This is a genomic window from Streptomyces sp. NPDC091272, assembly GCF_044757485.1.
GTDB lineage: Bacteria > Actinomycetota > Actinomycetes > Streptomycetales > Streptomycetaceae > Streptomyces.
On the sequence record NZ_JBIVVC010000018.1, the window covers coordinates 69,600 to 87,788 of the forward strand.

19 protein-coding genes are annotated in these 18,189 nt (G+C 71.2%); 9 read left to right on the forward strand and 10 right to left on the reverse strand.

The window, feature by feature from the left end; translation table 11 throughout:
- Positions 1-2 precede the first annotated feature (2 nt).
- Both ahcY and ACIQM4_RS33210 read left to right on the forward strand, forming a co-directional pair.
- Positions 3-1,403, forward strand: a complete 1,401-nt coding sequence (gene ahcY / locus ACIQM4_RS33205) for an adenosylhomocysteinase (protein WP_401599085.1) — start codon at positions 3-5, stop codon at positions 1,401-1,403.
- Positions 1,404-1,573: 170 nt separating this feature from the next.
- The gene (locus ACIQM4_RS33210) at positions 1,574-2,248 is read left to right on the forward strand and encodes a DUF1772 domain-containing protein (RefSeq protein ID WP_401599086.1); all 675 of its coding nucleotides are present in this window, start codon (positions 1,574-1,576) and stop codon (positions 2,246-2,248) included.
- A 64-nt stretch (positions 2,249-2,312) separates the two neighbouring features.
- Here the strand turns inward: ACIQM4_RS33210 and ACIQM4_RS33215 are convergent, their stop codons facing one another.
- A complete protein-coding gene (locus ACIQM4_RS33215) occupies positions 2,313-2,816 on the reverse strand; it encodes a DUF1772 domain-containing protein (protein WP_401599088.1) in 504 nt (167 codons plus the stop codon).
- Between the two features lie 295 nt (positions 2,817-3,111).
- On the opposite strand from ACIQM4_RS33215, the gene gdhA reads away from it, so the two are divergent.
- Positions 3,112-4,446, forward strand: coding sequence for an NADP-specific glutamate dehydrogenase (gdhA, locus tag ACIQM4_RS33220; RefSeq protein ID WP_401599192.1), 1,335 nt, complete (start codon positions 3,112-3,114; stop codon positions 4,444-4,446).
- Between the two features lie 139 nt (positions 4,447-4,585).
- Positions 4,586-5,389, forward strand: a complete 804-nt coding sequence (locus ACIQM4_RS33225) for an SDR family NAD(P)-dependent oxidoreductase (RefSeq protein ID WP_401599089.1) — start codon at positions 4,586-4,588, stop codon at positions 5,387-5,389.
- Positions 5,390-5,520: 131 nt separating this feature from the next.
- On the opposite strand, the gene ACIQM4_RS33230 is transcribed toward ACIQM4_RS33225, so the two are convergent.
- Both ACIQM4_RS33230 and ACIQM4_RS33235 read right to left on the reverse strand, forming a co-directional pair.
- Positions 5,521-5,862: a hypothetical protein gene (locus tag ACIQM4_RS33230; RefSeq protein WP_401599091.1), complete on the reverse strand. Its 342-nt coding sequence runs from the start codon at positions 5,860-5,862 to the stop codon at positions 5,521-5,523.
- The gene (locus ACIQM4_RS33235) at positions 5,859-6,758 is read right to left on the reverse strand and encodes a replication initiation protein (protein ID WP_401599092.1); all 900 of its coding nucleotides are present in this window, start codon (positions 6,756-6,758) and stop codon (positions 5,859-5,861) included. The genes ACIQM4_RS33230 and ACIQM4_RS33235 overlap by 4 nt, the downstream gene beginning before the upstream one ends.
- Positions 6,759-7,046: 288 nt before the next feature.
- Here ACIQM4_RS33235 and ACIQM4_RS33240 point away from each other — a divergent pair, with 288 nt between their 5' ends.
- A complete protein-coding gene (locus tag ACIQM4_RS33240) occupies positions 7,047-7,298 on the forward strand; it encodes a hypothetical protein (protein WP_401599094.1) in 252 nt (83 codons plus the stop codon).
- A gap of 66 nt (positions 7,299-7,364) precedes the next feature.
- On the opposite strand, the gene ACIQM4_RS33245 is transcribed toward ACIQM4_RS33240, so the two are convergent.
- Positions 7,365-8,360, reverse strand: a complete 996-nt coding sequence (locus ACIQM4_RS33245; RefSeq protein WP_401599095.1) for an AMP-binding protein — start codon at positions 8,358-8,360, stop codon at positions 7,365-7,367.
- A 334-nt stretch (positions 8,361-8,694) separates the two neighbouring features.
- Here ACIQM4_RS33245 and ACIQM4_RS33250 point away from each other — a divergent pair, with 334 nt between their 5' ends.
- From ACIQM4_RS33250 to ACIQM4_RS33265, 4 genes are all read left to right on the forward strand, one after another.
- Positions 8,695-9,522, forward strand: coding sequence for an NAD(P)H-binding protein (locus ACIQM4_RS33250; RefSeq protein WP_401599096.1), 828 nt, complete (start codon positions 8,695-8,697; stop codon positions 9,520-9,522).
- A 149-nt stretch (positions 9,523-9,671) separates the two neighbouring features.
- Entirely contained in the window at positions 9,672-10,307 is a 636-nt protein-coding gene (locus ACIQM4_RS33255) for a hemerythrin domain-containing protein (RefSeq protein WP_401599097.1), read from the forward strand.
- Positions 10,304-10,846: a DUF1772 domain-containing protein gene (locus ACIQM4_RS33260; protein WP_401599098.1), complete on the forward strand. Its 543-nt coding sequence runs from the start codon at positions 10,304-10,306 to the stop codon at positions 10,844-10,846. Before ACIQM4_RS33255 ends, ACIQM4_RS33260 begins: the two co-directional genes overlap by 4 nt.
- A gap of 100 nt (positions 10,847-10,946) precedes the next feature.
- On the forward strand, positions 10,947-11,954 hold the full coding sequence (locus ACIQM4_RS33265; RefSeq protein ID WP_401599100.1) for an AraC family transcriptional regulator: 1,008 nt from the start codon (positions 10,947-10,949) through the stop codon (positions 11,952-11,954).
- 18 nt (positions 11,955-11,972) lie between these two features.
- On the opposite strand, the gene ACIQM4_RS33270 is transcribed toward ACIQM4_RS33265, so the two are convergent.
- The 6 genes from ACIQM4_RS33270 to ACIQM4_RS33295 form a co-directional block, all read right to left on the reverse strand.
- Positions 11,973-12,737, reverse strand: a complete 765-nt coding sequence (locus tag ACIQM4_RS33270) for a 4'-phosphopantetheinyl transferase (protein ID WP_401599101.1) — start codon at positions 12,735-12,737, stop codon at positions 11,973-11,975.
- Positions 12,734-13,570, reverse strand: coding sequence for an alpha/beta fold hydrolase (locus tag ACIQM4_RS33275; RefSeq protein ID WP_401599103.1), 837 nt, complete (start codon positions 13,568-13,570; stop codon positions 12,734-12,736). Before ACIQM4_RS33275 ends, ACIQM4_RS33270 begins: the two co-directional genes overlap by 4 nt.
- On the reverse strand, positions 13,567-14,040 hold the full coding sequence (locus tag ACIQM4_RS33280; protein WP_401599104.1) for an SRPBCC family protein: 474 nt from the start codon (positions 14,038-14,040) through the stop codon (positions 13,567-13,569). Before ACIQM4_RS33280 ends, ACIQM4_RS33275 begins: the two co-directional genes overlap by 4 nt.
- Before the next feature lie 81 nt (positions 14,041-14,121).
- Positions 14,122-15,654 carry an FAD-binding protein gene (locus ACIQM4_RS33285; RefSeq protein ID WP_401599106.1) on the reverse strand — a complete coding sequence of 511 codons (1,533 nt, stop codon included), beginning with the start codon at positions 15,652-15,654 and terminating at the stop codon, positions 14,122-14,124.
- 38 nt (positions 15,655-15,692) lie between these two features.
- The gene (locus ACIQM4_RS33290; protein ID WP_401599107.1) at positions 15,693-17,246 is read right to left on the reverse strand and encodes a flavin-containing monooxygenase; all 1,554 of its coding nucleotides are present in this window, start codon (positions 17,244-17,246) and stop codon (positions 15,693-15,695) included.
- A gap of 10 nt (positions 17,247-17,256) precedes the next feature.
- Entirely contained in the window at positions 17,257-18,153 is an 897-nt protein-coding gene (locus tag ACIQM4_RS33295) for a class I SAM-dependent methyltransferase (RefSeq protein WP_401599109.1), read from the reverse strand.
- Between the last annotated feature and the right edge of the window lie 36 nt (positions 18,154-18,189).

The window sequence follows — 18,189 nt, forward strand, 5'->3', positions numbered from 1 at the left end:
CGATGGACTTCACCGACTTCAAGGTCGCCGACCTCTCCCTCGCCGGGTTCGGCCGCAAGGAGATCACCCTGGCCGAGCACGAGATGCCCGGCTTGATGTCGATCCGCCGCGAGTACGCCGCCGCGCAGCCGCTGGCGGGCGCCCGCATCACCGGCTCGCTGCACATGACCATCCAGACGGCCGTGCTCATCGAGACCCTGGTGGCCCTCGGCGCCGAGGTCCGCTGGGTGTCCTGCAACATCTACTCCACCCAGGACCACGCGGCCGCCGCGATAGCCGCCGCCGGGATCCCGGTGTTCGCCTGGAAGGGCGAGACGCTGGAGGAGTACTGGTGGTGCACGGAGCAGGCGCTGACCTGGCCCGGCCACGCAGGACCGAACATGATCCTCGACGACGGCGGCGACGCGACCCTCCTGGTGCACAAGGGGGTCGAGTACGCCAAGGCGGGCGAGGTGCCCGACCCGTCGACCGCGGACAACGAGGAGATGGCGCTGGTCCTGGCGCTGCTGCACAGGTCGGACCTGGACTGGCCGGCCCTGGCCGCGGAGATCCGCGGGGTCACCGAGGAGACCACCACCGGTGTCCACCGGCTGTACGAGATGCACCGCGACGGCCAGCTGCTGTTCCCGGCGATCAACGTGAACGACGCCGTGACGAAGTCGAAGTTCGACAACAAGTACGGCTGCCGGCACTCGCTGATCGACGGCATCAACCGCGCCACCGACGTTCTCATCGGCGGCAAGACCGCGGTCGTCCTCGGCTACGGCGACGTCGGCAAGGGCTCCGCGGAGTCGCTGCGCGGCCAGGGCGCCCGGGTGATCGTCACGGAGATCGACCCCATCTGCGCGCTCCAGGCGGCGATGGACGGCTACCAGGTCGCCACCCTCGACGACGTCGTGGAGACGGCCGACATCTTCGTCACGACCACCGGCAACAAGGACATCATCATGGCCGCGGACATGGCCAGGATGAAGCACCAGGCGATCGTGGGGAACATCGGTCACTTCGACAACGAGATCGACATGGCCGGTCTCGCGAAGATCGACGGCATCGTCAAGGACGAGGTCAAGCCGCAGGTGCACACCTGGACGTTCCCGGACGGCAAGGTCCTGATCGTGCTGTCCGAGGGCCGTCTGCTGAACCTGGGCAACGCGACCGGTCACCCGTCCTTCGTGATGTCCAACTCCTTCGCGGACCAGACGCTGGCCCAGATCGAGCTGTTCACCAAGCAGTCCGAGTACCCGACCGGCGTGTACGTGCTGCCCAAGCACCTCGACGAGAAGGTCGCCCGCCTCCACCTCGACGCCCTCGGCGTCAAGCTGACGACCCTGCGCAAGGAGCAGGCCGACTACATCGGCGTCGACGTCAACGGCCCCTACAAGCCGGACCACTACCGCTACTGAGCCCACCACCGGCCGCGGGCGGGCCCGGTCCGGCCGGATCGGGCCGGCCGTCCTCGAACCTCGCTCAAGGACGGTTCAAGAGCCCGGTCCGCGGCGTCGGGGGAGTGCCACGATCGGATGTCCGTGCCATGGGCAAGCAGTACTCCGACCACTCAGATGAGGACGCAGCCATGAGCCACCCCCCGACCGGGAGCTACTCCCCGCACTACACCGGCGACTTCCCCCAGCAGCCCCAACAGCCCCAGCGCTACCCGCAGGGGCATTACCAGCAGGGGCCCCACCCGCAGCAGGGGTATCCGCAGCAGGGGTACCAGCAGGCGGCCCCGGGCGCCCCGGCGACGGCCGGCACCAGGCTCTCGACGGCGCTGATCCTCATCCCCACCGTCCTCGTGGGCCTGATGGCCGGACTGTTCTTCGCCTTCGACGTCTCGGTCATGCCGGGCCTGGCGGACGGCGACAACCGTACGTACGTCACGGCGATGCAGCACTTCAACTCCAACATCGACGGCAACGGCCTCTTCGGCATGGCCTTCGTGTGCGCCCTGCTCGTCGCGGTGGCCTCGGCGGTCGTCGAGTTCCGCAAGGGGCGCCGCAAGATCGCCGTCTGGGTCGCCGTCGCCGCCGCGCTCTACTTCGTCGTCCTCATGATCACGTTCGCGGTGAACATCCCGCTCAACAACGAACTGGCCGCCGCGGGCAACGCGGCCAAGCTCACCGACTTCTCGATCGTGGAGAAGTTCAAGTCCACCTGGGTCGCCACCAACATCGTGCGCACCCTGCTGTGCACGGTGGCGCTGACCCTGCTCGCGCGCGCCCTGGTCCTGTACGGCCGCGCCACCCGCTGACGTACCCGTTGCGGCGTTCACCGAAGGGGTTCCGTCCCACCGGGCGGGGCCCCTTCGGCGCGGGTCAGGCGCCCAGGCCGCCGTTGAGCACCAGTGCCCACGCCAGGAAGGCGACCGCGGCCGTGCACAGCAGTGTCCGCCACACGTTCGCCCGCGCCCAGGGGCCCTCGAACGCGCGCCGCACCGCCGTCGGGTCGGGGATGCGGGCCACCGGGCCCGCCTTCTCCAGCGCGTTGTTCAGCGGGATGTTCACCTTGTTGGTGACGCCCATCGAGACGAGGTAGCACAGCAGCGCCGCGATCAGCGGCGGCAGTACGTCACGGCCGTCCGAGGGCACGTGCAGCGCCAGCGCCACCGCGGTGAACAGGAACGCGCCGATGTAGCCGAGCACGAACCAGCCGTTGAGGATGGCCACGTTGATGCGCTGCATGGTGTCGATGACACCGCGGTCGTCCTGGCTGCGCCGCAGAGCCGGCATCACGGACACGGAGAAGCCGTAGAACAGGCCGCTGACCAGTCCCATGGTGCTGATCGCGGCGATGAGCGATGCCAGGCGTGCGGTCTCCACGGTGGGGTCCCCCTGCGTGGTCGTGGACAGAACGGAGCATTGACGGGCAAACAGTGGCCCATAGAAGAGTCATCATCTCGTCAATGAGCCGTGATCCTACGGCCGTCGGGCCGCCCGTCGGCGGGAGCTCCAGCGGGCTTCGAGCGGACCTTGAGAGCCGGCCGCGAAAGTGGCCGCCACCAGGACCGGCACGGGCACGGACCCCCGTACCCACCGAGGAGAGGAACGGCCCGTGAAGGCCTCCCAGCCCCTGACTCCCCCCGCCACCCCCCGCAGCGGCAGTTCCCGGCAGCGGCTGGAGGCGCTGCGGGCGGACATCGAGCGCCGCAACCCCGCCCAGCCCGAGTTCCACCAGGCGGTCCGGGAGGTACTGGACACCCTGGCCCCCGTCTTCGAGGCGCGCCCGGAGTACGCCGAGCCCGCCGCCGCCCTCGTGGAGCGGCTGACCGAGCCGGAGCGGCAGATCGTCTTCCGGGTCCCCTGGCAGGACGACCGGGGTGACGTGCACGTCAACCGCGGCTTCCGGGTCGAGTTCAACAGCGCGCTCGGCCCGTACAAGGGCGGTCTGCGCTTCCACCCGTCCGTGGACATCGGCGTGGTGAAGTTCCTCGGCTTCGAGCAGGTCTTCAAGAACGCGCTGACCGGTCTGGGCATCGGCGGCGGCAAGGGCGGCAGCGACTTCGACCCGCGCGGCAGGTCGGACGCCGAGGTGATGCGCTTCTGCCAGTCCTTCATGACCGAACTGCACCGCCACATCGGCGAGTACACGGACGTGCCGGCCGGGGACATCGGCGTCGGCGGACGCGAGATTGGCTACCTCTTCGGCCAGTACCGGCGCATCACCAACCGCTGGGAGGCCGGTGTGCTGACCGGCAAGGGCCAGGGCTGGGGCGGTTCCGCCATCCGCCCGCAGGCCACCGGTTACGGCAGCGTGCTGTTCGCCGCCGAGATGCTGGCGCGGCGCGGGGCCGCCCTGGACGGGCTGACCGCCGTCGTCTCGGGCTCGGGCAACGTCGCGCAGTACACCATCGAGAAGCTCCGCCAGCTCGGTGCGCACCCGGTGACCGCCTCCGACTCGCAGGGGTACGTCGTCGACGAGAAGGGCATCGACCTCGCGCTCCTCCAGCAGATCAAGGAGGTCGAGCGCGGCCGGGTCAGCGAGTACGCACGGCGCAGGGGCGGCGGCGCCCGCTTCGTGCCCGGCGGCCGGGTCTGGGACGTCCCCGCGGACGTGGCGTTCCCCTCCGCCACGCAGAACGAACTGACCGCGCCGGACGCACTGGCCCTGGTACGCAACGGGGTCCGCGCGGTCTCCGAGGGGGCCAACATGCCCACCACGCCCGAAGCGGTGCGCGTCCTGCAGGAGGCCGGCGTCGCCTTCGGCCCCGGCAAGGCGGCGAACGCGGGCGGAGTCGCGGTCAGCGCGCTGGAGATGAGCCAGAACGCGGGCCGGCAGGCCTGGGGCGCCGCCCGGGTCGAGGACGAACTGGCGGGCATCATGCGCGCGATCCACGACGTCTGCCACGAGACCGCGGCCCGCTACGGCGCCCCGGGCGACTACGTCACCGGCGCCAACATCGCCGGCTTCGAACGGGTCGCGGACGCGATGCTCGCCCAGGGCGTCATCTGACCCGTCGGCGCCGGACCCCGGGCCGCCCGGCGCCTTCGGGGGGCCGGGCGGGCGCCCCGGCTCGACCCCGCTCCTGCCGTGCTCCGAGTGGTTCCCGCGAGAGTCGGGGCGTCCGACCGAGCGACGGAGGGGATCGGCGATGAGTGCGACGGCGACAGGCAAGGCTCCCGAGAGTCCGGTGGCCCTGGTCACGGGAGCGACCAGCGGCATCGGACTGGCCATCGCGCGCGACCTGGGGGCCCGCGGACACCGGGTGTTCCTCTGCGCCCGCACCGAGAGCGCGGTCAAGCAGACGGTGGAGGACCTGCGTCAGGAGGGCCTGACCGCGGAGGGCATGGCGGCCGACGTGACCGACCGCGCCGCGGTGCGGGAACTGGTGGGGGCGGCCGTCTCCACCTTCGGCCCGGTCGGCGTCCTGGTGAACAACGCGGGCCGCAGCGGCGGCGGCGCGACCGCCGACGTCAGCGACGAGCTGTGGCACGACGTCGTCTCCACCAACCTGCACAGCGTCTTCCTGCTGACCCGCGAGGTGCTCAACGCGGGCGGCCTCGGCACCGCCGACTGGGGCCGGATCATCAACATCGCCTCCACCGCGGGCAAGCAGGGCGTCCTGCTCGGCGCCCCCTACACCGCGTCCAAGCACGCCGTCGTGGGCCTCACCAAGGCCCTCGGCAAGGAGCTCGCACCGACCGGCGTGACCGTCAACGCGGTCTGCCCCGGCTATGTGGAGACCCCGATGGCCGCCCGGGTACGCAGCGCGTACGCGCAGGCGTGGGACACCACGCAGGAGTACGTCCAGGAGCAGTTCGAGGCGAAGATACCGCTGGGCCGCTACTCCACCCCCGAGGAGGTCGCGGGGCTGGTCGGCTATCTGACCACCGACCTGGCGGCCTCCATCACCGCCCAGGCGCTCAACGTGTGCGGCGGCCTCGGCAACTTCTGAGCCCGCGCACGGCGGGCGCACCGCCCGCGCGAGAGCCGGCCCCTCCGCTCCACGCAGAAGCCCCGGCCGCAGCCCCGGCCGGGGAGATCCGACCCGGAGGGGGACACACCACGGGCCCCGGCCGGTTTCCGTCAGGGCCTTCCGTCCGAGGGTTTCTCTCCCGCCGACGTCGGGTGGCACTCCCCTTCGCCGACAGCGGAGTAGCGGGTGAGATCGGCACCGGCCGAGCGGGCTTCCTTGAGCCGGACGGACACCAGGCCGGCGGAGACGGACAGCTCGCGCGCGATCTCGTACCCCTTGAGCCCCTGACGGTGCAGCTCGACGATCCGGTCCCGGCGCTGCCGGGACCGGTCCTCGTACGCCGCGCGTTCCTCGGCGACCATGCGCACCACCGTCCGGGGGGACACCCCGAACCGGTCCGCAAGTTCACGGGCCGTCACGGTACGGCGCTCACGGCTGGGCTGCTGCGTCACGACGTTCCCCTCATGTACTCGAGCATTGCTGCGGTGCGTTCCTTACCGCGCGCAGCGCGCGCTTTACCGCTCTTCTTGCCACGAGCGGACTGGATGGCGATGAAGGTGGCCTCGTACACGGCCGCGCCGTCCTTCCACATCCGCGACCGTGTCGTGATCCACCGGTGGATGCTGTTGGCGATCGCACGGGCCTCCCCGGCCGGCAGCGGCTCGGCGAACTCGGTGTTCCGGGACTGGACTTCCGCGTGGATGGCGGCATGCAAGGTGTCGGGACTGCCGAAGTGATGGCGGACCTCGCGATACGCCCAGGTCCGCGCCGTCTCGAAGACCGAACAGTTGCGGCCCAGACCTGAAATGTTCGTGCGGTAGCGCTTGGTCTCACGCCAGCGCGCGGGCGGCATGCGGTCGCCCAGCATCTCCTCCAGCCCGCCGAGCGTATGGAGACCACCGTGGAGCCACTCGGTGCTCCAGTCCATGTGCAGCGGGTTCTTGGTCATCAGCCCCGAGTACGCCGCATCCCCGTCCAGTGCCCGGCGCAGCCCCTCGGTGACGGCGGCGGCGTAGGCCAGTGGCTTGCGCCGGGCGTACTCGGTCCGCGTCACTGCCTCCGACAGAGCCCACACCGCATGCGCATGCCCGTTCACCGGGTTCTCCACCACGGCGTTCGGCAACGGGTGCGAGTCCACCGAGGACACTGCACGCAGCACCGCATCCGAGTGGTCCACATCCACCACCAGCAGATTGCTCAGAGCCGACGGGTTCGCCTCCACATAGCGACGCGTCATCGCCACAGGCCGCCGCTCCCGCCGGATCCCCTCCTGGAAGTGGTTCGTCGCATACGGCCGCAACGGCAGCCATAACTCGTCCCACTGCACCGCGGACATCTGCGTACTCATCCGCCGATCGTCCCGGACCGGAACAAGCGGGGAGCCGCGACACGCCGCAACCTTCAAAGTAAGTCACGGACCAAGTCAGATGGTTTGGGGGAGGAGTCGCTCTTGCTGCTCCCTGAGCCGTCGTCAGGTTCGAATCTTCAAAGTAAGTCACGAAGGCCAAGTCAGATGGTTGGGGTTTTCCGGATTCCTCTGCAAGCCCCGCCAGGGGACTCCTGGCGAGGGGCTATTCCTCGGACGCCGGCCATCGGAGCACTCCTCGCCGGAGCCGCACGCGGTGCACCCTGCTCCGTGGACCAGGAGCGCCCGGTAAGCGGCGTCGTGGGCAACCCGGGCAGCGGGGGTTCGGCGGGGCAGCGGCGGAAGCAGCGGGCCGAGCCGTACAGGCGGCAGACCGGTCAGCATGCCGTCTCCCCGGCGAGGCGCGCGGCGCCGACCTCGACCAGCTCGGCCCAGTACGACCTCCTCAAAGCCTCCCGCGACCAGGCCGCCACCAAGCCAGGAACGGCAGGACGAGTACCGCCGCTGGAGGCCGCCCGTTGAGGCTGCCCGTTGAGGTTGCCCGACCCCTGGCTGACATCCGACGGATCTCGCCCGAGTGCGCCTCCCTCAGAGCACCGTCGGCGTGCCGGACACGTCCCGCACGACGGCCTGCGGCGCGGCGCCGGCGGCGTGCCACGCGGCGGTGACCGGGGCGTCCACCGGCTCGTGCGACAGCAGTACGTGGCGCAGCTCCGGCAGCGAGCAGCCGCGGACCGCCTCGGTCAGGCGGGCGAACGCCGACGGCAGCTGGGTCAGCACCGTCACCCGCCGGTCGGCCAGCAGCCGGACGAAGGCGGCCGGGTCGCCGGCCGTGTCCCGGTCCACGACGACCGCACGGCCGCCCGACAGCAGCGGACCCCACATCTCGCGCATCCCGAGGTCCAGGCCCGTCGAGTGGAAGCAGGACCACACGTCGTCGGGTCCGGCGTCCAGCATCGGCAGGGCCGCGTCCAGCCAGGACAGCACGTCCAGGTGGGAGACCGGCCGCACCGCCGCCGCCCGGCCGGGGGGCCCGCCGGCCTCGGGAAGGGCCAGGAAGGCCGATTCCAGGGGGAGTTCACGGGCGACGGCCGGGGCGGGACGGACCCCGACGACGTACCGGCCCACCTTCGCCGCCGGGATCTCGTCGCGCATGAGCCCGGTGTCCGAGACGACGAGGGCCGCGCCCGCGTCCCGCATCAGGAACTCCTGCAGCCCCGGATTGTGCCCAGGCTCCAGCGGCAGCACGGCCGCGCCCGAGCGCAGCACGCCCAGCACCGCTCCCGCCGCCGTGCAGGACCGCCGGACCCGCACCGCCACCGCACTGCCGGGCCCGGTGCGCCCGGAGAGCCGGCGGGCGAGGTCGTCGGCGAGCAGCTCCAGTTCGAGGTAGGTCGCTTCGCCCTCGGCGTCCTGGGCGGCGATCCGGCCCGGGTGCCGGGCGGCCACTGCGGTGAAGCGGAGGTCGATGCGGTCCCGTCGCCCCGGCCGCTCCCCGGCCGGGTCGAGACCGACCCGGCCGAGCAGCGCGGACAGGTCGTCGGACAGCTGGTCGAGCTCCGGATGCTCAGGAGCGGGGTTCATGCGGCCTCCCGGGCCCTCGGGTCGGTTCTTCCGGAGGCCGATGGTGTCGCGTACGACCGGAGTACAGCTCAAGTCCCGCTGTACGGAAGGGTGTTGGGTCCGAAAGCGCTTGTGGGCGCACGGCACCGGAGCCTACTCCAGCCGCGCTCAAGGGCAGGTCCAGGCGGGGTCCAGGAGCGCTGGAGAGGCTGTGACACGACCCGCCGCAGATGCCACGCTTCTGGGGCCCATGCCGCTGCCGCACTCTCCACGACCGCGTGTCCTGAGACGGACACGTATGGAACTGAGCTTTGTGGCTATGGCCCGTCTCGCGAGACTGGACTTGACTGTACTCATGACTCAGAACGCGCAGAACACGCAGATCACCCTCGTCATCGGCGGCACCGGCAAGACCGGCCGCCGCGTCGCCGAGAAGCTCTCCGCGCAGGGCCGTCAGGTCCGGATCGGTTCGCGCGCCGGTGAGCCGCCCTTCGACTGGAACGAGCCCGCCACCTGGGACGCCGCGCTGGCCGGTGTCGACCGGGTGTACGTCACCTACTACCCCGACCTCGCCTTCCCCGGCGCCTCCGACCAGGTCGGCGCCTTCTCCAAGGCCGCGGTCGCCGCGGGCGCCCGCCGTCTGGTGCTGCTCTCCGGCCGTGGTGAGGAGGCCGCGGAGGCCAGCGAGGAGAACCTCAAGGCGTCCGGCGCCGACTGGACGATCGTGCGCTCCAGCTGGTTCAACCAGAACTTCGACGAGAGCTTCTTCCTGGAGCCCGTCCTGGCCGGCGAGATCGCGCTGCCGACCGGTGACGCCGTCGAGGCGTTCGTCGACGCGGACGACATCGCGGACGTCGTGGTGGCCTCGCTGACCGACGACAAGCACATCGGCAAGACCTACGAGCTGTCCGGGCCGCGCCTGCTCAGCTACAGCGACGTGGCCGCCGAACTGTCGAAGGCCACCGGCCGCGACATCAAGTTCATCCCGGTCACCAACGAGCAGTACCGCGCGGTGCTGAAGGAGAACGGCCTCCCCGAGGAGTTCGCCGACCTCTTCACCATGATCCTGGACGGCCGCAACGCGCACCTCGTGCACGGTGTGGAGGAGGCCCTGGGCCGCAAGCCCAAGGACTTCGCCGACTACGCCCGCGACGCGGCGGCGACGGGCGTCTGGAACGTCTGACACCCGAAGACAGCACCGCAGTACGGCAGTACGACACGTGAGACCCCGACCGGTTCGGGCGGCGACTCTGGTACGGCCGCCGCCCGCCGGTACCGGGGCACTCACCATGTACCGCCACCCCGCACCCACCCGGCAGGAGGCGTTGTCCGATGCCCACTCCGAAGACCTGGTCCAGCGAACAGGGGCTGCGCTCGCTCCCCCCGCACTTCCACGGTTTCGCCCTGATGCACATCGCCATGCGGCGTGACGCGGCGCGGCTGCGCGCGGCGGCCCCCCGGTGGCGGGGCACCGGCGACGAGTGGTGGCAGCGCTTTCGCGAAGTCATCGAATGGCACCACACCAGCGAGGACGACGTCCTGTGGCCGGGGCTGCGCCGCAAGGACGCGGACTTCGACGCCCAGGCCCGCGAACTGCACGACGACCACGAGGAGTTGGACCGCGCGATGGCGGCGGTCTCCACCGCCGTGACACACGGCGGCGCCGGCCTCGTACAGGCCGCCGCGCACTTCGAGTCGGTCCTGCACGACCATCTGCGCGACGAGGAGCAGGTCGTCTTCCCCGTCTTCGACCGGCTCGGGGAGCGCGCCTACCTCGCCGAGGAGCGCAAGGTCGTCTCCAGCGCCCCCCGGCGCGTGATGACGTACCTCCAGCCGTGGATGTTCGACGGCGCCGAGCGCAGTTCGGTGGCCCACGTGTCGGCGACCATCCCGCCGCCGGTCCGCCTCCTCGGCGCGACGGTGCTGCGCAGGCGCTACGAACGCACCCTGAAGGGGATCCTGACATGACCAGCACAGTGACCGGCGCGGCGGCGAGCGCGGTGAGCGGTACGACGGCCGGCACCCGCACCCAGTCCGTGACCCTGGTCGCGGCCACCGTGGGCACCGGCCTGATGGCCGGCCTCTACTTCGCCTTCGACATCTCGGTGCTGCCGGGCCTCGGCCGCGGCGACGACCAGACGTACGTGACCGCGATGCGCAACATCAACGAGGCCATCGACAACGGCCTGTTCGGCCTGCTCTTCCTCGGTGCCTTCCTGGCCACCGGGATCGCCGCCGTGCAGCAGCAGCGCGGCGGCCGGCCCGACGCGGCACGCTGGGGCTGGACGGCGTTCGCGCTGTACGGGCTCTCCCTCGTGGTGACCGCGGTCGTCAACATCCCACTGAACAACCAACTGGCCCGTGCGGGAGGCGACCTGACCGCCGCCCGCTCGCGCTTCGGCAGCCGCTGGGCCGGCGGCAACGTGATCCGCACGGTCGCCTGCACGGCGGCCCTGGCGGCACTGGGCCGCGCGCTGACCCTGCACGGCCGGGCGTCCGCCGCGTAACGACGCCCGCGAGGCCGCCTTGAGCAGCGCCCGCCCCTGTCTCTCCCCCGGGCAGGGACGGGCGCTTTTCCCGCCGCGCGGTGACGGAGAGGATGGACCGATGGACACCCTGACCGGTTTGCTGGAAGGCCCCAAGGCACGGGGCGCCTTCCTCCTGAAGTCCGTCTTCAACCCGCCCTGGTCGCTGCGGGTCGAGGACCGCGCCCCGATCTCGGTGGTGACGATGGCGCACGGCGACGCCTGGCTGATCCCCGACCACGGCACGCCCACCCTGATCCGCCCCGGTGACGTGGCCGTGGTGCGCGGCCCCGACCCGTACACCGTCGCCGACTCCCCGGACACCCGCGTGCAGATCACGGTGGGCCCGCAGCAGCGGTGCAACACCGAGGACGGCGAGGACGTCACGGAGTCCATGGCGCTGGGGGTACGCACCTGGGGCGCCGCCTTCCAGGAGGCCGATTCGGCGGTGATGCTCAGCGGCACCTACCAGGCCCCCAGCGAGATCGGCCGGCGGCTGCTGAGCGCCCTGCCCACCCTGCTGGTGCGCCCCTCCGAGAGCGCGGACGCCACCCTGATCACCCTGCTGGCCACCGAGATGGCCCGCGACGAGCCGGGCCAGGAGATCGTCCTGGACCGCCTCCTCGACCTGCTGCTGATCGGTGTCCTGCGCACCTGGCTCGCCGACCCGGGCAGCGGCGCCCCCGCCTGGTACCGCTCGCAGAGCGACCCGGTGGTCGGCCCCGCGCTGCGGCTGCTGCACGAGAACCCCGCGCACGGCTGGACCGTCGAGTCGCTCGCGCTCAAGACCGGTGTCTCGCGCGCCTCGCTCGCCCGCCGCTTCAACGAGCTGGTGGGCGAGCCCCCGATGGCGTACCTGACGGGCTGGCGGCTCGCCCTGGCCGCCGACCTGCTGCGCGAACCCGAGTCGACGGTGGCGAAGGTGGCGTCGAAGGTGGGCTACGGCTCGGCGTTCGCGCTGTCCACCGCGTTCAAGCGGGTACGGGGCATCAGCCCGCAGGAGTACCGGTCGGGCGCCGCGCCGCTCGGCCCGCCCGAGACCCCGCCGGTGCCGCGTACCGTCATCCTGCCGAAGGCCCGCCCCGCGTGAGGACGGCCCTCGTACGGGTCAGGCGGGGCGCGCCACCGCCGTCAGGACCAGGCCGCGGGCGGTCAGCCAGCGGCCCTCGTAGCGGGGGTCGACGGGCACCTGGCGCGGCGGGCGGATCTCGGCGGTGAAGGTGCCGTCCCGGGAGAGCGTGAGGGTGGCGTCGCGGAAGCCGAGCCAGATGCCGGTCGCCGGGTACCAGGCCTTGTACACCGCCTCCTTGGCGGAGAAGAAGACCCGCTCCCACGCGACCGCGGGGTCCGCGGCCGCCAGCGCGGCCAGCGCGGTGCGCTCCGCCGGAGAGGTGATCAGCCCGAGGACGCCCTTGGGCAGCGGGCCGACGGGCTCCGCGTCGATGCCCAGCGCGGCGTACCGGGCGGCGGACGAGGCGACCGCCCCCCGGTAGCCCTCGCAGTGCGTGATGCTGCCGGCCACCCCCGCCGGCCACTGCGGTGCGCCGCCTGGGCCGGGAAGCAGGGGGGCGGGCGGACGGCCCAGCTCGGCGAGACAGCGCCTGGCGCAGCTCCTGGCCGTCGCGAACTGGCGGCGCCGGCGCGCGCGGCGGCCCGCCATCAGGGCCGCCTCGGCGAGGAACAGCGGCGCGGGCGCCGCGTCGTCGAAGGCCTCCGACGACGCGACGCCCGCGGGCAGCAGCTGCCCGAGCAGCGCGGCCGGGGCCGCCGCCCGTGGCGACACCGGCACGGCCGCCGTGCGACTCGCGCCCCGGTGCGCCGCGAGCAGGCTGCCGGATGCGGCCGCCGCGAGGCCGGCCCGTGCTCCGTTCACCGTGAGGTGAGTTCGGCCACCGCCGAGACGGCCGCCGAGGGGTGCTCCAGCGGCAGCATGTGGCCCGCGTCCTCGATCTTCTCGAAGCGGGCCTGGGGCAGTACCTGGGCCAGGGTCTCGGCCAGGTCGATGTCGATCACCTTGTCCGACGTGCCGTGCAGCACCACCGCCGGGACCGCCACCTCCTTCAGGGCCTCGCGCACGTCCCAGCCGCGGGTGCACCGGAAGAAGTCCGCCCGCACCCGGGGGGCCGTCGCCGCGAACATCTGCCGGTTGACGTCCCGCACCACCGGGTCGGTCCTCTTTCCCATGGTGGAGCCCAGCAGCTTGCGGCCCAGCCACCCGCGGCGCAGCGCCCACGAGAAGGGGGCGCCGCCCATCATCTTGACCTCGCTGTCCGGGGTGTCCTGGCCGTGCGCGGCGCTGCCGAGCAGCACAAGTCCCTTGAGGCGCCCGGCGGAAGGCGACGTCGCCGCGTACGTGAGGGCGGCGAACCCGCCGCCGGAGTGGCCCACCAGCACCGCCTCGCGCGCGTCCGTCTCGGCCAGCACCGCGGCCAGGTCCGCGCCGAGGCGCTCGACCGAGACCGGGGTGCGGCCCAGCGTGGAGGCGCCGTGGCCGCGCTGGTCGTACAGCACCACCCGGTGGCCGGCCCTGATCAGCCGGTCGGAGACGGTGCCCCAGGTCCTGCGGGTGTGCGCCCAGCCGTGCACCAGCACCACGTCGGGGCCCGCCGCCCGGCCGGCCAGCGGCGTCAGGACCGTGACCGCGAGCTCGGCGCCGTCGTCGGTGCGCACCGTCAGCTCGTGGGTGAGCTCGGGGATGGTGGTCACCGCTGCACCGCCGACAGTTGCCGGTTCAGCGACTCGAAGGCGGCGAGCGTGCCCTTGGAGTGCTCCGCGCCCAGGTCGGCCACCTTGGCGAGGATCTTCAGCCAGCCGTGCGGGGTGCCGGTGAAGTGCATCGAGAGCCGGGTGCGGCCGTCCGCCAGCGGCTCCAGGCGGAAGGTGCTCGGGCCCCGGAACACCCCGTCGACGTACTCGATGTCGAGCCGGCGGCCCGGCTCCACCGCCACCGTCCGCGAGGTGAACCGCAGCTTCAGGCCGCCCTTGTCGGCGCCCTTGGTGTGCACGGTCACGCCGGTTCTGCCGCCCACCGCGTCGGGTTCGCCGGAGACGGCGTGGAAGGTGTTGGACGGGACCCACCACTCCTTGGCCCCGCGGAACTCCGAGACGAGCGCCTTCCAGACGGCGTCCGCCGGGGCGTCGATCACCGCCTCGTCGATCAGGTCGTACGTGGTCATCCGAAGCCTCCGTAGAAAAGGGAAAAAGGCGGCGGGGGCGGGGGCGTGTGCCCCGCCCCCGCCGCCCGGTCCGACGACCCGTCAGGCGAAGATGCCCTGGCCGGGGGTGAAGATGTTCTTGGGGTCGTAGCGCTTCTTGGCGGCGACGAAGCCGGCCCAGCGGTTGCCGTAGTGGGCCTTCCAGTCGGCCGTCGTCATGTTCGGGACGGAACCCACCAGGTAGCGCTTGGCGCCCAGGCTCACCGCGATGTCGTACAGCCGGCGGTTCTGGTCCAGCATGGCCTGGATGTTGGGGTCACCCGGGTTGGGGAAGCGCAGCAGGTCGAAGAGGTAGCCGACGGACTCGTTGGGCTGGACCGCCAGCGGCGTCTTGATCTTCGAGGTGTAGTACGGGTAGAAGAGCAGGAACCCGCCGCCCAGCGAGTCGGCGTTCAGCTCGCGCTCGGCCAGCTCCATGAACTGCTTGGTCTTCGAGCCGGGCAGGAACATGCTCAGCCACGGCTTGGGCGTGTACCAGTGGCCGGTCTCCTTGAGGTACACCTCGTAGGCGTCGAGCCGGAACATGTAGTCCCGGAACGTGTGGTCCTCGATGACGGCCTCGGACCGTACGTCACTCAACCCGGCGAGCAGCTTCGCGCGGTCCGGCGGCGTCGTGTTGTAGGTGGCGCCGGCCTCCATCTTGTAGCGCCAGCCGCCTTCCGGCTTCGGCACCATCTCGCCCGCGTTCACCTGGAAGCGGCCCTCGGCCAGGAGCTTCTCGCAGTCCTTGAGGTAGGACGCCAGATCGGCGTAGTACAGGGAGAAGATGACCGCGCGCTTGGGCGCCGGCACCAGTTCCACCTTGACCCGGACGATGATGCCGACCTGTCCGCCGCCCGCCAGGGCCGCGTGGAACAGGTCGGGGCGGACCGTCCGCGAAGCCGTGACCAGGCTGCCGTCACCCGTGACGATGTCGAGGGAGCGGACGTTGTCGACCATCAGCCCGTACTTGTGCACGGTGCCGCCGATGCCGCCGACGCTCAGGGTGCCGCCGATCGACAGGTACAGGTAGTCGGGGAGCGCGGGCGCGGTCTTGCCGACCTTGAGTGCGGCCTCGGTCAGCTGCGCCCAGGTGACCCCGGCCTCGACTTCCACGACGCTGTTGCCGAAGGAGCAGATCTTCGTCAGGCCGCGGGCGTCGATGGAGATGCCGCCCGGGACGCGTGCCTGGCCGTACACCGAGTGCGACTCGATGTCGTCGCCGGTGCCGCCCTGGCCGTTGACGGCGACCTTGATGTTGTTCGCCGAGGCGTACTTGACGATCTTGACGATGTCGTTGATGCTGCCGGGCCGCAGCACGGCCCACGGCTTGCTGCCGGCGCCGTCGAAGAAGTGGCCGAAGTCGTGGGCGAAGGACTCGACCACGGCCGGCGAGGTCACCAGGGCGCCGTCCAGCCTGGGCACCGGCACCACGTTGCGGTTGCCGGCGGCCTCCGCGGCCGTGGCCCACGACTGGTCCACGGTGTTCCAGCCGACCACCGCGACGGCGGTGGCCGCCGCGGCGCCCAGGATCCTGCGGCGGGACGGCTGGGGCGCCGTGCCCGCCGCGGTGCGGGCAGCTGTTCTTGGGGTCATGCTCATCTGCGTACGTCTCCCGATTCCCATTGCTGCGTCTACCGAGGCACCTGCGTGGCGGTCCGCACCTGAGAGGCGAGCTGGTACTCGCTCAGGTCGAAGCGCTTGGTCCCGGCGCGGAAGCGCCAGGTGTACGTCGGCCAGATCGACGAGTTGCGGCCGCCTGCGTCCTGGTACCAGCTCTGGCAGTCGGTCCACACGGAACCCTCCACCCGGCCGTCGAGCGTCTTGTTCCAGGCCTCCTGCGCCTGCGGCCGTACCTCCACGCTGGCCAGACCCCGCTGCTCGATCTTCTTCAGCGCGTCGAGGACGTACTTGATCTGCGCCTCGATCATCACGGTCTGCGAGGAGTGCCCCAGCGCGGTGTTGGGGCCCAGCAGCATGAAGAGGTTGGGGAAGCCGGCGACGGTGGTGCCGCGGTGCGCGGACATGCCGTCCTTCCAGGCCTCGCGCAGCTGCACCCCGTCACGGCCCCAGATGCGGCGCGCGACCGGCCGGTCGGTGGCGGCGAAACCGGTGCCCAGGATGATGGTGTCGATCTCGCGCTCGACCCCGTCCTTGCCGACGACCGACTTGGCGCGGATCTCCTCGATGCCGTCGGTGACCAGGTCCACGTTGGGCTGCTGGATCGCCGGGTACCAGGTGTTGGAGAACAGCAGCCGCTTGCAGGCCACCACGTAGTCGGGCGTCAGCCGTGCGCGCAGCGCCTCGTCGGGCACCGACTTCTTCAGATGGTCGCTGGCCATCTTCTGCACCTTGCCCGCGACCTTGGGACGGGCCCACGCAAAGGCCAGGACCTCCCGGCCCCACTTGTTGAAGTTCCGCCTGAAGCCCTGGTAGCCGGGGACCGAGCGCAGCATCCTGGTGTGCAGCGCGCTGTTGGGCTTGTCGGTCTTGGGGCCGATCCAGGCCGGGGTGCGCTGGTAGAGGTCCAGGTGCGCGACCTCGGGCTGGATCTTGGGTACGAACTGGATGGCCGAGGCGCCGGTGCCGATGACGGCCACCCGACGGCCCGTCAGGTCGTGGTCGTGGTCCCAGTTCGAGGAGTGGAAGATCTTGCCCTCGAAGTCCCCCAGCCCCTTGATGTCGGGGACGGACGGCTCGCTGAGGTAGCCGGTGCCGGTGACCAGGACCTGTGCGGTGTAGTCGCCCTGCGAGGTCTGGATCTTCCAGTGGCGCTCGGCGTCGTCCCAGCGGGCGGCGATCAGTTCGTGGCCGAAGCGGATGTGCGGACGGACACCGAAGCGGTCGGCGACGTCACGCAGGTACGCGTACAGCTCGTCGCGCTTGGCGAAGGTGGACTTCCACTCCGGGTTGCGGGCGAAGGAGAACGAGTAGAGGTGGGACATGACGTCGCACGCGGAACCCGGGTAGTCGTTGTCGCGCCAGGTGCCGCCGACCTCGTCGGCCCGTTCGAACACCAGGAAGTCGTCGATGCCGGACTGCAGCAGCCGTACGGCGGTGCCCAGGCCCGAGAACCCGGTGCCGATGACGGCGACCCGCAGGTGCCGGGTGGGCCCGCGGCCACCGGGGGCCGTGTCGGTGGTGGGGCGTGCCCCGCCGTCCTTGGCCGGTTCGAGAATGCTCGTCACGTCCAGCTCCTCAGCGGCGTGTGATGGTGACGCGGAAGTTGTTGAAGAACTTGTCCTCAAGCGTGTACGCGAAGATGTCGAGGTAGCGCTCGAAGCGGGCGACGACCTCTTCGCCCTCCATGGCCACGGCCTCGTCCCGGCGCTCGGCCAGCAGGACCAGCCAGGCGCGGCAGGCCATCGCGAAGGACTCGCGCTCGTTGACGATCTCGTCGACCTCGAAGAGACCCTCGGCTGCGGAGGTCAGCTCGTGCAGGTGCGGGATGTGGCAGCCCTCGAACTCCGAGCGCTGCAGGAACTTCAGGTCGTCCAGGAGCGCCCGGTTCATCGGCAGCGCCTCGGCGGTCATGGTGTGCAGCACGAACTTGGCGCCCGGGTTCAGGGCGTTGGCGATCTGCTGGAAGAAGAAGCGGTAGCGCTTGGTGCGCTCCTTCGGCGGCAGGTTCGAGGAGACGAAGTGCTCCAGGGCGTTGATGCAGAACGCGGCGTCGTACTTCTCGCTGTCGTCCGCGACCTGGTAGTCCGCCCAGCTGGTGACCAGCGTCTTGATCCGCGGGTTGTTCAGGGCGTCGTTGAAGGCTTCCTGCGTACGGGAGAGCGTCAGGCCGACCGCGGCCTCGGCGCCGTGCACGGTGGTGACCCGGTTGATCATGGTGCCCCAGCCGCAGCCGATGTCGAGCACCCGCTTGGCGCCGCCGGGACGCACGTTCGCCAGCTCGGCGAACTTGTCCAGCTTGCGGTACTGGGCCGCATCGAGAGCGGCGACGAGGTCCTCGCCGGCCTCCCAGTAACCGCCGGAGTACATCATCGAGGGACCCAGGATCAGCCGGTACAAGTCATTGCTGACTTCGTAGTGGTGCCTGATCGCATCGACTTCCGGGTCCACCGACTTGGGCGCGACCGTTGTCATCTGATCCTCATTCCTGTCCGGCGGGGGCAGCACGTT

Coding starts and splice junctions, on each gene's coding strand:
- ahcY (WP_401599085.1), top strand. CDS start 3: ATGGACTTCACCGACTTCAAGGTCGCCGACCTCTCCCTCGCCGGGTTC.
- ACIQM4_RS33210 (WP_401599086.1), top strand. CDS start 1,574: ATGAGCCACCCCCCGACCGGGAGCTACTCCCCGCACTACACCGGCGAC.
- ACIQM4_RS33225 (WP_401599089.1), top strand. CDS start 4,586: ATGAGTGCGACGGCGACAGGCAAGGCTCCCGAGAGTCCGGTGGCCCTG.
- ACIQM4_RS33235 (WP_401599092.1), bottom strand. CDS start 6,758: ATGAGTACGCAGATGTCCGCGGTGCAGTGGGACGAGTTATGGCTGCCG.
- ACIQM4_RS33245 (WP_401599095.1), bottom strand. CDS start 8,360: ATGAACCCCGCTCCTGAGCATCCGGAGCTCGACCAGCTGTCCGACGAC.
- ACIQM4_RS33250 (WP_401599096.1), top strand. CDS start 8,695: ATGACTCAGAACGCGCAGAACACGCAGATCACCCTCGTCATCGGCGGC.
- ACIQM4_RS33255 (WP_401599097.1), top strand. CDS start 9,672: ATGCCCACTCCGAAGACCTGGTCCAGCGAACAGGGGCTGCGCTCGCTC.
- ACIQM4_RS33260 (WP_401599098.1), top strand. CDS start 10,304: ATGACCAGCACAGTGACCGGCGCGGCGGCGAGCGCGGTGAGCGGTACG.
- ACIQM4_RS33265 (WP_401599100.1), top strand. CDS start 10,947: ATGGACACCCTGACCGGTTTGCTGGAAGGCCCCAAGGCACGGGGCGCC.
- ACIQM4_RS33280 (WP_401599104.1), bottom strand. CDS start 14,040: ATGACCACGTACGACCTGATCGACGAGGCGGTGATCGACGCCCCGGCG.
- ACIQM4_RS33285 (WP_401599106.1), bottom strand. CDS start 15,654: ATGACCCCAAGAACAGCTGCCCGCACCGCGGCGGGCACGGCGCCCCAG.
- ACIQM4_RS33295 (WP_401599109.1), bottom strand. CDS start 18,153: ATGACAACGGTCGCGCCCAAGTCGGTGGACCCGGAAGTCGATGCGATC.